Origin of the sequence: Asaia sp. As-1742 (genome assembly GCF_011753235.1) — a bacterium.
Lineage (GTDB): Bacteria > Pseudomonadota > Alphaproteobacteria > Acetobacterales > Acetobacteraceae > Asaia > Asaia bogorensis_B.
In genome coordinates, this window is the sequence record NZ_VWWA01000002.1 from 397,141 (window position 1) to 410,126 (window position 12,986).

General features: G+C 57.4%; 12 protein-coding genes. 4 read left to right on the forward strand and 8 right to left on the reverse strand.

Features of this window, described 5'->3' with window-relative positions:
• Nucleotides 1-29: 29 nt before the first annotated feature.
• The 3 genes from F3J08_RS04460 to F3J08_RS04470 are packed head-to-tail and all read right to left on the reverse strand — an operon-like array spanning nt 30 to nt 2,819.
• Nucleotides 30-1,004 carry a biotin-dependent carboxyltransferase family protein gene (locus F3J08_RS04460; protein ID WP_166928579.1) on the reverse strand — a complete coding sequence of 325 codons (975 nt, stop codon included), beginning with the start codon at nt 1,002-1,004 and terminating at the stop codon, nt 30-32.
• On the reverse strand, nt 1,004-1,633 hold the full coding sequence (locus tag F3J08_RS04465; protein ID WP_166928580.1) for an allophanate hydrolase subunit 1: 630 nt from the start codon (nt 1,631-1,633) through the stop codon (nt 1,004-1,006). Before F3J08_RS04465 ends, F3J08_RS04460 begins: the two co-directional genes overlap by 1 nt.
• A 4-nt stretch (nt 1,634-1,637) precedes the next feature.
• Nucleotides 1,638-2,819, reverse strand: a complete 1,182-nt coding sequence (locus tag F3J08_RS04470) for an MFS transporter (RefSeq protein WP_240149127.1) — start codon at nt 2,817-2,819, stop codon at nt 1,638-1,640.
• A gap of 337 nt (nt 2,820-3,156) precedes the next feature.
• Between F3J08_RS04470 and F3J08_RS04475 the strand changes: the two genes are divergently transcribed.
• From F3J08_RS04475 to F3J08_RS04485, 3 genes are all read left to right on the forward strand, one after another.
• A complete protein-coding gene (locus F3J08_RS04475; RefSeq protein ID WP_166928582.1) occupies nt 3,157-4,032 on the forward strand; it encodes a LysR family transcriptional regulator in 876 nt (291 codons plus the stop codon).
• A gap of 80 nt (nt 4,033-4,112) precedes the next feature.
• Entirely contained in the window at nt 4,113-5,315 is a 1,203-nt protein-coding gene (locus tag F3J08_RS04480) for a hydantoinase/carbamoylase family amidase (protein WP_205206704.1), read from the forward strand.
• A gap of 3 nt (nt 5,316-5,318) precedes the next feature.
• Nucleotides 5,319-6,638: a CapA family protein gene (locus F3J08_RS04485; RefSeq protein ID WP_166928583.1), complete on the forward strand. Its 1,320-nt coding sequence runs from the start codon at nt 5,319-5,321 to the stop codon at nt 6,636-6,638.
• Nucleotides 6,639-7,011: 373 nt separating this feature from the next.
• Here F3J08_RS04485 and F3J08_RS17120 read toward each other — a convergent pair whose 3' ends face one another.
• The 3 genes from F3J08_RS17120 to F3J08_RS04500 form a co-directional block, all read right to left on the reverse strand.
• Nucleotides 7,012-8,958, reverse strand: coding sequence for a hypothetical protein (locus F3J08_RS17120; protein ID WP_240149128.1), 1,947 nt, complete (start codon nt 8,956-8,958; stop codon nt 7,012-7,014).
• Nucleotides 8,959-8,985: 27 nt separating this feature from the next.
• Nucleotides 8,986-9,483 (reverse strand): plasmid mobilization protein, encoded by a 498-nt coding sequence (locus tag F3J08_RS04495; RefSeq protein ID WP_166928584.1) that lies wholly within the window; start codon nt 9,481-9,483, stop codon nt 8,986-8,988.
• Nucleotides 9,484-9,748: 265 nt separating this feature from the next.
• Entirely contained in the window at nt 9,749-10,063 is a 315-nt protein-coding gene (locus F3J08_RS04500; protein ID WP_166928585.1) for a helix-turn-helix transcriptional regulator, read from the reverse strand.
• A gap of 313 nt (nt 10,064-10,376) precedes the next feature.
• Between F3J08_RS04500 and F3J08_RS04505 the strand changes: the two genes are divergently transcribed.
• Entirely contained in the window at nt 10,377-10,976 is a 600-nt protein-coding gene (locus tag F3J08_RS04505; protein ID WP_166928586.1) for a recombinase family protein, read from the forward strand.
• Between the two features lie 23 nt (nt 10,977-10,999).
• On the opposite strand, the gene F3J08_RS04510 is transcribed toward F3J08_RS04505, so the two are convergent.
• Nucleotides 11,000-11,905: a hypothetical protein gene (locus tag F3J08_RS04510; protein ID WP_166928587.1), complete on the reverse strand. Its 906-nt coding sequence runs from the start codon at nt 11,903-11,905 to the stop codon at nt 11,000-11,002.
• 10 nt (nt 11,906-11,915) lie between these two features.
• Nucleotides 11,916-12,761: a hypothetical protein gene (locus F3J08_RS04515; protein WP_166928588.1), complete on the reverse strand. Its 846-nt coding sequence runs from the start codon at nt 12,759-12,761 to the stop codon at nt 11,916-11,918.
• Nucleotides 12,762-12,986 lie beyond the last annotated feature (225 nt).

Here is a 12,986-nt window from a genome sequence, read left to right on the forward strand (position 1 = left end):
TTCAAGGAGGGGTGGGGCAAGACTGGCAATCAGACGAGCAGATGCGTGCGAGCCGTACCGAGCTGTTTTTTCAAAGTGGTGAACCCGGAGCGCCTGGCACGCAGGCGCTCGAGGGCTTCCGGGCGCGAGATCAGGGAGAAGCGAAGCGAAGTGCCGGGCGACATCTGCGAAAGGCGGTCGAGGTCATCCTCGATGACGATCCCGATTTTGGGATAGCCTCCACAACTATTCGCATCGGCCATCTGCACAATGGGCTGCCCCGATGGGGGAACCTGCACTGTGCCCGGCAGGAGTCCATGCGACAGCAGATTCAGCGCGCGTGTTGTACTGAGAGGTTGTGCCCCCTCAAGACGGTATCCTACGCGGTTGGCGCTGGGTGTGATCGACCATTCCTGATCGGCAAGGAGTTGATGGGCGTGATCGGTGAAGGCGTCGTATTCTGCTGCCGGAATGAGAGACAGGGTTTCTGTACCGCCCATTGGCAGAGACAGAGAGGTGGAGAGGCCGTGGCCGTCGCGTGGAACGGCGGGCATGACTATGCTCTCGCTGAGCGGAAGTCTGTCGTTTTTCTGCAGCCCCCTGCCAAGATAGCCACCGAAACCACTCCTGATATCCGTCCCACGCCCGCCAAGAAGAACGGGCAGATCGATCCCACCGGAGACGCAGAGATAGGCTCTCACTCCCCTGTCAGGCGCAGCAAGCGTCAGTATGTCTCCCGGTGAGGCGGCATGGCACCAGTTGTCTGGCAGAATCTTGCCGCTCAGTATGGTTGGGCTTCTGGCCCCGGTGACTGCGAACAGGCAGGCCGCGTGAAAGCGTACTTTGAACGGGAAATAGGCAATCTCTATTCCCGCAGCGTCACAAACATTTCCGCACAGGATGTTACCATGCATGAAAGCCTGGCGGTCCATGACACCACCACCGGATGCGCCAATGGACATGGCTCCGGGCCGTCCAAGATCCTGCACTGTATTCAGGGGGCCGTTCGTCAGGATTTCGAGCATTATACCCTCTCGAAGCGCACGATGTCGCCTGCCTTGAGAAGGCAGGGAGAGGGTGCATTGGGATCAAAGAAAGGGGCGCAATGCGCAGTGCCGATGATATGCCATCCTGATGGCGCAGTGCTCGGTATGATGCATGTAAATCCGCCTCCAATGCAGACCGAGTGCCGTGCCACGTTCAGGCGCGGCGTATCGCGTCGCATCAGATTCAGAGAGGAATGCAGGCCGGTCAGATAGCCAAATCCCGGCGAATAGCCGAGCATGGCGACCCTATAGGTGCCTGATTGGTGGCGCGCCGCGATATTCTCGACGCTCATCCTGGTCTTGGAGGCGATGAAATCCAGATCTTCCCCGTCATAAGTCACCGGAATGATATGCTCTCGCGGCGCAGGAGCATCCCCATCGACACTCTCCCATTCCTGACGGAGCGTCAGACAAAGCGCGTCGGGGTCTTCCAGATCGGGATCATGAACCACGAGGAGGTTGTTGGCACCGGGCAAGGCCATTGTGACGGAAGACAAATCCGACACACGCTTGGCATAAGCCCAGATCCGGCTTTGAATTTCGTCTTCAAAGGGACCATTCGACATATCGAGCAAAAGGGCACAGGAACCCGCATTGGATATCCGCATGGGGTTAGCTTTCAGCACCATTAGAGACGGCAATCACGCGACGTGGCAACAGCATGGCAGCGATGGCGCCCGCAACCAGAACACAGGCAACCATGAAGAAAACATCCTGGAAGCTTCCTGTGATCTGGCGGATGTATCCCGTCATGATCGGGGCAAGGATACCGACCCCGTTACTAAAGGTCAGAACTAGTCCATTGGCGGCCCCAAGGCTTTCATGCTGAATGAGCAGATCTGCCAGCAGAGCCATATTGGCCCCGCTTCCGGCCGTGACGAAGCCCATACTCACGATAAGGCAAATCATTGAGGCGGGAACTGACTGCAGAAACGGAAGTAGGCCAACCGACGCAACCATCACAAGGCAAAAAGCTACCATATAACGCCTTGCACCGCTCTGGAGGCCGTATCCGCTGAGGAAGCGTTCTCCGGCTTTGCCAGCGGCGAGTGAAACGATCACAGCACCTGCGTAGCAGCAGGCTGTGTACCAGCTCGCATCAAAGAGCGAGAGATGCATTTTCTGGCCTAGAATCACAGGCAGCCAGGACATCATGAGGAAATTGGCGTAATTGACGCAGCACTGCGCGACGACAACCCCCCAGAATGACGGGGATGCGAAAAAGGGCCTGATTGAGAAGTTACGTCGTTTGGCATGGTCTTGCTGGACTGGCTGTGGCGACCTGGCAGGATAAATGGCGAGCCATGAGGTGCACCAGACAAAGCCAATGACACCTAGGAGTATGAAAGCCGGGCGCCAGCCAAAACGACTGACGAGGTAGCCGGAGGCGAGAGCGCCAAGGCCTAGGCCGATAGAGATGCCGCTTGTGAAGGCGGTCATGGCAAGGCCTGACTGAGCGGGGGGCGCCCACTTGCGCATGACCGTTGCGCCTAGCGCAAATGTGGGTGACTCGCCAACGCCGAGCACGATGCGAGAGAGAATGAAAGCGGGCAGGGTCCAGGCGATTGCCCCCTGGATCATCGCCGCGGACCAGATGCCGACGGCCCAGAACCCAACACGCCGCGGCCCGATACGATCAAGCAGGATGGAGGAAGGAAGATTGAGGAAGAAATAAGACCATAGGAAACTCGAGAGAACAAGTCCGGCCTCACCATGGGTCAGATGGAATTCACGAATGATCTCGGGCAAGGCCACCGCGAGAGCCGCGCGATCTCCATAACAGATGACACACATGAGAATGGTGATCGTGAATATGCTTAATCGAGGCAGAGCGCTTTCCCTTCCTGAGATTGGCAAGGTATATTTTTTCCATAGCGCTCTTGAAGCAGGGAGGGTCGCCTGATGTCGTCGCGGCATTTGCATGGCTCCCCTTCCGGTCAGGATGCATGAAGCTATCGGAACGATATTATATCGTATCGATATGACAATCAGCCAACATAAATCGTTTTTTAACAATGATTTATGACACTTAGAAATTCCTTGCATCATCGATGTTGCGATTATAGAACGAATTAAAGCAACAAAAAAATCGATAATTTTTCTTTCTGAGCCACAAGAAAATTGTTGGAAAATGATCGCAGAACTTCGCACCTTTCTGGTAGCCGCACAATTAGAGAGCTTCGCCGCTACGGCGGACAAGGTTGGACTGACGCAATCGGCGGTCAGCGCGCAGATACGCCGTCTGGAACTGGAATTCGGCTATGCGTTGTTCCACCGCACCGGACGTGCTGTGCACCTAAGTAAGCCAGGTCTGGTCGCTATGGAGCGCGCAGCGGAGATTGTGGCACTATTTGATCGCTTGCGCGACATTTCGCGCGAGAGCGTAATCAGCGGTACGATCAAGGTCGGGGTGATCTCGACAGCCTATGCATCGCTTCTCGCCCCGGCCATGTCTGGGTTTATCAAGGATAACAGCGACGTTCTGTTTTCCGTGAGTGTGGGTGTTTCCATGGGGCTGATGCAACGTCTGGAAGCACGCGACCTTGATGTGGCCGTCATTGTCAAACCTCCATTCAGCCTCATGCCGGATATGCAATGGTCCACTCTCGCAATGCAATCCTATGTGCTTGTCGTGCATGAGCAGGTGAAAGGGGAAGAATGGAGAGATATTCTGCGCCAGAATCCGTTCATTCGGTATGACAGCCGATCCTTCGGTGGAAGCACGATAAGTGCCTTTCTCAAGGAAAACCGGATTACCACCGCAGATGTGACAGAGACTGAAGAGATCAGTCTTATCCTGGATATGACATCGCGTAACGCAGGTGTGGCGATCATTCCGTCCTGCAGCGAAATCATGCGGTTTCCGGCCGTGAGGCGGATTGAGATCCCGGAGTTCGCCAAGAAGAGGGAGATAGGAATTATGACATATCGCAGCAAGAGGCGGGCGTCGCTCGATGCGTTTGTGCAGTACATGGCAGATGAATCAGGAATGGAAACACTGTCATGATGGCATCGGCAGAGTGCACAACTGACATAGAGGTACGTCATCGGGAGTTTGGAGCGTCCCTATTTGAGGAACTGCGCCAGATGAGCGAGGACGGTCGGGGAGTGACCCGCCCGTCATATAGCCCTGAAGAGGATGCTGCGCATGGTATTCTGAAACGGATTGCCGATCTGCACGGTCTGGAGGTCTACCGGGATTGGGCTGCCAATCTGTTTATCACTCTACCAGGTGTCGATCGTACACTACCAGCAGTCATGACCGGATCTCACGTCGATACGGTTCCGGTCGGGGGTAATTACGACGGAGCAGCAGGGGTCGTGGCGGGACTGTCCGTTCTTTGTCGTTGGGCGGCGTGTGGGTACAGGCCCTTGCGTGATACTACGCTGATTGTCACACGCGCGGAAGAAAGTGTCTGGTTCCCGGTATCCTATATCGGCAGTCGTACCGCGTTCAATCTGCTCTCTGACGATGACCTGCGGGCAGAGAGAAGCGATACGGGGCGCTCCCTTCGGGCGCATATGCGGGAATCGGGGGCAGATCTGACGCTAGACCGCCGCAAACCGCTCGATGCTCAGACGATCGCAAATTTCGTAGAGCTGCATATCGAGCAAGGCCCGGTGCTGATAGAAGAGGACGCCGTTATTGGTGTTGTATCTGCCATATGCGGCAGTATGCGATATCGACATGCCTCGGTTATCGGTCGGTATGCTCATTCGGGGGCTACACCGCGCAGCTTTCGCGCGGATGCGGTGGTCGCTATGTCCGAATTTGTCGTCGCAATGACGCAATATTGGGAGGAACTGGAGAGCGCCGGTAAAGCTATCACTCTGACTTTTGGAGTTTGCAGCACCGAGAACGGGATCGCGAATTTCAGCGCAGTTGCGGGGAATGTCTCTTTTGCGCTGGATGTGCGTGGGGTGGATGTCGGCCTTTTTGAAGAAGTGGAGCAGCATCTGCGTTCTGTTGTGACGACAATTGAAGCGCGACACGGTGTCCGGTTCGATCTGGGCGCACGCACTGGCAGCATGCCCGCCATAATGGATGCGGGCCTTCAGGACAAAGCTTTGCGACTGAGCCGTTCGCGACACATACCTGCTATCACCATGGTTAGCGGCGCGGGTCATGACGCGGCCACGTTTGCCGGGCAGGGTGTGCCAACACTGATGTTGTTCGTGCGCAATGCGAATGGCAGTCATAACCCCGATGAATCCCTCGACATGCAGGATTTCGCGCGCGCCGCAACGGTTCTCGATGAGCTTCTCGAGTGCTGCGCGGAGGAGATTTAAGCTATGCGCCTTTCACTTACAGGAGATTCGATCCTTTTCCGTCGACTGAACAGCCTTGCTGACCCGCGCATCAAGGGTCTTTTTGATCGCATTCGGGCATGTGACGTCAACTTCACCAATCTTGAACTGGTGGCGAACGATCACGAAGGCGACCCCGTGCTGGATCACGGCGGTACGCACTTCGGGGCACCAAGTTGGGTGCTCGATGAGTTGCGGGAAGCCGGGTTCAATCTCTTTGCTGCCGCAACCAATCACAGTCTTGATTACGGTACCTCGGGCTTACGCAAGATGATCCGATCGCTCGACAAGCGAGAACTTGTTTACGCTGGTATTGGTGTCAATCTGGAGGAAGCTCGCCAGCCTGCTTATCTGAGCACTCCGTCTGGAACGGTGGCGCTTCTCTCCTGCACCTCTACTTTTGCACGGGGGCAGGAGGCTGGGGCTCAGACATCTCTAATGGCCGGGCGACCTGGTGTGAGTCCTTTACGGTTCCAGAGATTTTTCGATGTGTCGCATGACATGTTCCACACTCTATGTGGCCTTCATAGTGCATTGGGGCTTGAGGCCATTTCGAACGAAAAGATTCGTCAGGGTTTTTCTTTCCCACCTCAAAAGGGCATCCTCCCGTTCGAAGGAATTAATTTCCGTAAAGCTTCGGATACCCGTATTCGAACATCGACTAATTCCGAGGATCGTGAGGATATCCTAAAGTGGGTGGAAGAGGCCAAAATGGTCTCTGACGTCGTCGTTCTTAGTATCCATGCTCATGAGAGCGATTATAATAAGGCCGGCTCTCCTGATATCGAGATACCGGCATCATTCCTCACCGTATTCGCGCATGAGGCAATAGAGGCTGGTGCAAGCATTGTCGTCTGTCATGGACCCCATTTGATGCGGGGTATCGAGATTTACAGGGGTAAACCGATCTTTCATGGGCTTGGCAATTTCATCGGCCAAAACGAACTTGTCGCACGTCTGCCTATGGACTCATACAAGGCCTTCCGCTTTGGTCCCGAACTAACACCATTCAAGCTCTATAATGGCCGGAGCGAGAATGATACCAAGGGTTTCCCCTCCGATCAGCGCTTTTGGGACAGCGTCGTGCCGATATGTCGGTTCGATCAGGGACGTCTACTCGACATTGAACTTGTGCCAGTCACATTAGGGTTGGGTGCGAAGCCACATATTCGCGGTCTGCCGTATGTTGCCGAGGGCGCGGACCGTGATCGTGTCATTAATGAATTGATGCGCCTTTCTCATCCATACGGGACATCCATTAAAGCGCAAGATGATCGTATCAGCGTGCTCTTGGAGGGGGATTGAGAAGCTACGCGTTATGTTAGAGGAATGATAGTGACGTGGCGAAGGGCGCGGGCCGGAATGGCAAGTGATAATAACCTGGAAAACTATTTTTTGCGAGATTATAGGTCCTTCGGTACGTCCCCGATATATGTGGGGACATCATAATCGTTATGCGAGGCGAAGTACTGCAGGATGATTGGAGAATATTCCTATAATGCGTCTCGTCAAAATGAGAGGATAATTATGAGAATACGACATCCCTTGTGGGCAGGTGTAGGACACAATCTAATTATGGATGTAGATTGATGTGAATTTGTCTAAGAACCTGTCTTTTTGTGAATATTGGCCTCATGGTAATATTGTCTATATTTATATACAGCCCTTATAGACTCTTTTAGTTTCGGAACATATTGCTGGGAAGGATGTTGGGTTTCAAAGCGATAAACATGGGTTCCTTGCTAACTAATTCGGCTGTTAATTGTGGCGCCTCAGCCGCGTCCAACTTCCTCAAAGCGGCACGCGTCACATATTTGGCTTTTTCAAGATTGCCGGTCAGCTTGCATTTCATGATCTCCGCCTGTGTGGCGCGAGGCAGTTTTGCTGGCGGCACCCAGATAGCGTTCAGCAGATCCAGATCTCGTCTGGCCCTATCGCACTGGGTGACATGGCGTGCTTTCCAAGCGGCGATCTTCTCCTGCCTGCGCCTGTCGGCCTCGCGGCAGAGCGTGACAAGCCATTCCTTGCATGTATCCCGCCTGACGATCTGCTGAAGCAGCTCACGGTTCTCTCTCCTCAGCCGTGCATTGGCCTCTTCGCGTTCCGTCGGCACGGGCAGGCAAAGCGGCTCGGGCGGCGTGGTACGCAGGCCAAGATGCCAGAAGACGGTCTCCAGAAGATAGTGCAGGATCTCGGCCAGTGTTTTTGAAAGCCGTTCGATTTCCTCATCGAGATGAGAGAGGCGTTTTTTCTTCGAGAGGACAAACACCTTCTCACGCAAGGCATCACGCTCCTGTCGTGTTTCCTGCAACCGTTTTCCGGTCTGCCAGAGCTGTCTGCGCACGTCTTCTATCTGCGCAAACAAAGCCGCGCCTTGTCCTTCCACGGAGCGCCGTGGACCATACTCCAGAGGCGGTCTTGCATTCAGTACCGTGCGGCACGCCCTGGCTTCACATTTCCACTGCCGGATGTAGTGAGCAAAGTTCGGTGGCAGTTCGTCGATACGATCCAGCGAAACGATTTTCGGCTTTTTGGGCGAGGAATGTGACGGCCTTACTCTCGCAGCCGCTCTCGCAAATGCTTCAGGGTCACGCCTGAGTTGCTCGCATGGCGGCAGAAGCAGACCGCTCTGCTCTCCATGACGTTCCATCGCAGCCGTCGCCAGAGCAGCACGCTCCAGGAGCGGTTCGACTGCTGTCCGGATATCTCCGCATTTCGGTCTGATCGCCTCATCCATCAGCAACTGGCGGAAATCCTTCATGCGTGTCTTCGTCAGGCGCGTGAAAGACCCGATAAGAACGCCGTCTGACGTCTCGATGATATGCGCGTCCTTACGGGTATCATGCCGGTCTCCGGCACGCATAACCCAGCCCCTTGTTTTCAGCAGGGCGCGAAAACGGTGCAGCTGATTATCCGACTGCGCCCACAGGGAAGCGATGACCTTCTTTGCTTCCACAAGGTCCAGGCCCTGTCGCTCGGCCATACGACGTGATTGGGATGTGTAGGCTGCGCGTGGAAGGGGCCGTGATGCGGATTCCGAGGCCGGGGGAGCAGATAGGTTGTTTTGAGGTGGAGGAGTAGAAACTGGTAGGTTTGCAGTATCGGCTGCAGGCCCCTGCAGGATCGCCTCAACGCGCTCCGCTTCCGCCGCCTTTCCCTCCTGACGCAGGGCTTTGACAATGGCCCGGTCATGCCGACCCGGCACCAGCTGATGCCCCAGACGGATTTCCTCGAGACGGGCACATTTCTCCAGACGCTGCCAGGAGAAGCGCGAGCTGAGCACATGGTCGTCCTGCCATTCGGGCAGAAGCAGATGGCCATGGGTGCTGCCATCCTTCTGATGCACGACCAGCGTCATGCGTTCCCTGTCCGCCTGCAGTTCATCACATAGCCTGGCTGCAAAAGAGGCGAGGGCCTCGTCACTCATGGGCTCGGCAGGGTTGAAGGCTATGTGACGCAGGCCATAGCGTATGTCTTCGCGTCTTGCTTCCTTCATCCAGTCTGCAAGACACCAGTCACTGCCATACAGAATGCGTATCGCCTCATTCCTCGCACCCCGAAGCACATGGCGTGAGACGGCCTGATGGCCGCTGCTGGTCCGGATGCGGGTTTCCTGCACAATCATGCGTCCCCCTCCGGAGTTCGAGGACGCTTAGTGCAGCGTAGTGGGCGAGGTCGCTATTGGCTGGGACACTCCTGCTCTGGCCTTTATCCTTGCCTCTGGTTCAACCATTTTTCGCAGTCGGGACGTTCTCCTTGGCCTCGTCACACGCATGGATTTGAGCAGGACATCGACGCGGTTCTTTGTCGCTTCCAGCGCATCCAGAACATTCCCTGCCCGGACAGCGTCACCGCAATGGGCAGAATGGGTCAGCTGGTTGAGGTTGTTGCCAATGCGCCCGAGCTCGCCCCGCAGCTTGCGCAATGAGGCACACACAGCCATCCCGTCATGCCCGGTCAGGGCGGCCTCTTTCAGCAGGGAGCGTACCCAGAGGGCAGTGGTCTCATGGCCCAGAAGACGTGCTGCCCTGGCCCAGTCGGCCAGCTCCTCAGGCGAGGCACGGACCGACAGGCGGGATGAGCGGGCAGGGCGGGAGTGGCCGGAGACGGGAGGCGTCACGGGCACAGGAACATGCGGCGAAGCAGACATGGGATGCGCTTTCCATCAAGGGGGTCAACGGGGGCGACAGCCCCCTTGCCAGCTGCTTCGTGCACCCAACGGGTAGCCACGAAGCACTGCTGGCTCAGGGGAGCCAACCCATGTCCTCATGATAGAACAGGACAAGAACAGATGCCGGACAGAACAGGCGGCCTCTGACAAACCCCATGCAGAATGAGAGGAATTTTCTACCTTCCGTCTGATGAAAATCCGCTCTCTCGCGGGCTGTCCCCTCCGGTCTCCCGGGGGACTTTCCTCAGTTTTCCGCGGTCTCCTGTGAGGCAGTCTCGGCGGTATCAGCATTAGCAGCGGCATCGGCGGCAGTCTTCGGTTCCTCGACGGCCTTCAGTCTCACACCGGGGCCGAACTGCGCATCGGCCGGGATGAACACCGCCCCGCAGGCCTCCAGAGTCTCACGCATGGCCCGCAGCGTGCGGATATGGGGTGTGCGGGCATTGGTCTCGAAATCAGCCACCGTGCGATGCGCCATCTCGGCCATTCTGGCGAGGTCACGCTGCGAGAGCCCCAACATGGCGCGGGCGGCACGGCATTGTGAAGCAACAAGCGTCATGGAGGGCTCCGTAGAGGTAAGGGCAGTGGGTGGAAGAAAAGAAAGGGAGGAAGAGGAAGAGAGACAGGCGATAGGGACAAAAAGCAGGGCAGGGATATTGATGCCTATACTGCCTCATATGCGTCGCTTTCGAAAGACGCTCGGACGGTTTTCTGCAAAAAAGCCGGGGTTTTTGCGTGGCTTAGTGTGCCGAAAGTAGACACAAAGAGTCCAAAAGAGATTGTAGGGAGTCCATATATGGCTTGGAGTCCAAATACGTTGACTATGACCTAGGAACGCCGCTATCTGTCGTCTCAAGAAGGAGAACGCAGTCATGGCGCGCTATGGATATGCCCGTGTGTCGACCGATATGCAGAGTGTCGACGCCCAGCTTCCCGCCCTCGAGGCCGAGAAGCTGGACATGATTTTCGTCGAGACCGTGTCGGGTGCCGTGCCTGCCAGAGAGCGTCCCGTCCTCGCCTTGCTGCTGGACCGGCTCCAGCCTCACGACAGTCTTGTCGTGGTGCGTCTCGACAGGCTCGGGCGCGATGCAATCGATATGCTGCAGCTCGTCTCCGCCTTGGACGCACGCGACATCCGAGCGCGTATTCTTGCGCTGGGCATCGAGACGGGCACGGCCAATGGCCGCCTGTTCCTTACTATCCTGATGGCGATAGCGGAGTTTGAACGTGAACTCATTCGAGAACGTACCCGGGCGGGGATTGCGGCAGCACGGGCGGCGGGGCGTCGCATCGGACGGCCCCGTGCGCTGACACCGGCGCAGACCCGGCACGTGAGGGCATTGGCGGCACAGGGACTGTCCATCCGGGACATCGCGTCCGTCATGAATGTCGGGCGCGCGACCGTGCATCGAGCGCTGCAGGACGAGGCTGGTCCGCAGCGGGTCGGGCCATCCTCCAGCGCCGCAGCCTGAGCCTGACGCCGGGGGGCGTTGCTTCAGTGACGGGGCCTTTGCATCAGCGTGAAACCCGCCAGCCCGCAGGCGGCGGCAAGCGCAATCCAGTAGCCGCTGTTCCATGAGGTGGCATCAACCAGAGCGGTGGCCTGTTTCTGCACCATAGCCTGCAAATCATGTTGCATGGCGGCACTACCGCCAAAACCGCCAAGCAGCTGACCGGTGCTCTGGGCTGCCTCGGCTGCGAGATGATGCAGCCGCGCATGTACGACCAGAGGCAGGGCCAGCAGCAGGAGTATCGGCAGGGTATTGAGCAGACGCGCCCGGGCAAAACCCAGCCAGGGTGTCACCCAGGGCAGGAGCGTGATGGCACAGCCGAGCAGGCGCCAGAAGCCGAACTGCACAGTGATGCCTGCACTTCCCGTCTGCACGCCGAGCAGCTGGTTCAGCGTGTAATCGAGCCTCATGCCCAGCATGGTGTTACCCGCATCGAGCGTCCAACCCGGCAGAACGTAGAATCCAAGCAGCAAGGCACCTGACATGACCAAGCCAGGCAGGGTCATGCGGTCCCTCTGCAGGCGCAGGTAGGGCAACAACACAGCTCCCAGTGAGCCGCCATTGCTGCGCAGGGTCTGACCGAATGCGCTCAGCGTTTCATTGGCCAGCACATCGCGTCCCAGTACATGGATGGACGCGATGCGTCCTTCCGGTGTCAGGGTGAAGCTGACTTTCTGGTTCAGGGCCGGGGCTGCTGGTCCCTGCCAGATTCCGGAGAGCATGAACGCGTGTTGTTTCCCGTCAGACACGAGGAGGCCCGGCTGGGCGTCGGGAATGCGGATGATGGTGCCACGACTGGCAACGCCCGGCTGTGCATCAGTGGGTGCATGGGCTGAAGAGCTGGCGTCATGGGTATTGCCAGCGTTGGGCAAGAAGGAGGGATGGTTCATCGGTCTGTCCTCACAGGGCGGGCTTCGCGGTGGCATGCGCGAGTTTGGCGTCAATGGCTGCATTGAGTTGCCGGATGATCTCGGCTGTGATGGCCTGTTCGGCACCAATATCCTCGGTCGTGATGCTCAGGCTGCGCACGGCGGAAGGGTTTTGCGGGACGACGCTGACAGCGATGCGCAGCCAGGCCTGTGTGGTGGCAGCGCGCGGATCTGACGAGGGCGAAGGATCAATCCCGGTGCCATCAGTTTTCTCAATGACGTTGCCGCTTTTGAGAGCGTAGAGCGCGGTCGCAGCACTCCCAGCCGACAGAGGGGGCAGATGCGCCGTGTAGTGCGCGGTGAGTTCGGCCTTGAGGGCATCGTATCCCGGCGCATTGAGGGGCGGGTAGGAGACAGTGCGCTCGATGCGGGTCACCACGCCGCCCATGACCGGTGGGGCGAGGGTGACATCAATCCTGTCGTTCTCGCGCTGGCAGCCCAGCGATGCCGGATAGGGCTGGCTCTCGATATCGACGCCCTTATGCGATGTCCGCAAAGTTTCGGTCCGCAGGCTCGGTTCTGTCTGACAGTATTGGTGCAGAACGGTAGTGGCTTCGGGGGCGGACATGCCAAGCGACAATCCGAGTATGGAAGCCTGACCAAGCGCATTGCTTATTCTGGAATAGGTGAGCTTCTGCGTCAGTGCGACGCCGCCATTATCCTGTGTCGCAGGAGCGGTCGGGGGTTCCGTGACGTGTCCTTGGCCAAGCGCATTGGCTGCATTGACCATGTTGCGGCGGAAAGCCTCCATATCCTGGGCCTGAGCGAGCGGCGCTGATGCCGCAGACAGCAAGAGGCAGGCGATGACGCGTTTCATGGTTTCCCCCGAAGTGATGTGACGCAGGCCAACACAGGGCCGGGACAGGTGTCAGTCAGAGCCACCTGAGGAGACATGACAGGGCAATGATGGGGTTATGGGTGAGCGGAAGCCCGACCTTGCAAAACCCTTGCCCTGACTGACTTTTCGGCGGCTCGATCGTGTCCTGGCCGGTTGTGATGACCGGTTCACAATCCGTCGGTTTCGGGACGGCACGGCATCGGG

What these genes read in the sequence shown, in the direction of transcription:
- F3J08_RS04460 (WP_166928579.1), bottom strand. Translation starts at nt 1,004, where the DNA reads ATGCTCGAAATCCTGACGAACGGCCCCCTGAATACAGTGCAGGATCTT.
- F3J08_RS04465 (WP_166928580.1), bottom strand. Translation starts at nt 1,633, where the DNA reads ATGCGGATATCCAATGCGGGTTCCTGTGCCCTTTTGCTCGATATGTCG.
- F3J08_RS04470 (WP_240149127.1), bottom strand. Translation starts at nt 2,819, where the DNA reads ATGTGTGTCATCTGTTATGGAGATCGCGCGGCTCTCGCGGTGGCCTTG.
- F3J08_RS04475 (WP_166928582.1), top strand. Translation starts at nt 3,157, where the DNA reads ATGATCGCAGAACTTCGCACCTTTCTGGTAGCCGCACAATTAGAGAGC.
- F3J08_RS04480 (WP_205206704.1), top strand. Translation starts at nt 4,113, where the DNA reads ATGAGCGAGGACGGTCGGGGAGTGACCCGCCCGTCATATAGCCCTGAA.
- F3J08_RS04485 (WP_166928583.1), top strand. Translation starts at nt 5,319, where the DNA reads ATGCGCCTTTCACTTACAGGAGATTCGATCCTTTTCCGTCGACTGAAC.
- F3J08_RS17120 (WP_240149128.1), bottom strand. Translation starts at nt 8,958, where the DNA reads ATGATTGTGCAGGAAACCCGCATCCGGACCAGCAGCGGCCATCAGGCC.
- F3J08_RS04495 (WP_166928584.1), bottom strand. Translation starts at nt 9,483, where the DNA reads ATGTCTGCTTCGCCGCATGTTCCTGTGCCCGTGACGCCTCCCGTCTCC.
- F3J08_RS04500 (WP_166928585.1), bottom strand. Translation starts at nt 10,063, where the DNA reads ATGACGCTTGTTGCTTCACAATGCCGTGCCGCCCGCGCCATGTTGGGG.
- F3J08_RS04505 (WP_166928586.1), top strand. Translation starts at nt 10,377, where the DNA reads ATGGCGCGCTATGGATATGCCCGTGTGTCGACCGATATGCAGAGTGTC.
- F3J08_RS04510 (WP_166928587.1), bottom strand. Translation starts at nt 11,905, where the DNA reads ATGAACCATCCCTCCTTCTTGCCCAACGCTGGCAATACCCATGACGCC.
- F3J08_RS04515 (WP_166928588.1), bottom strand. Translation starts at nt 12,761, where the DNA reads ATGAAACGCGTCATCGCCTGCCTCTTGCTGTCTGCGGCATCAGCGCCG.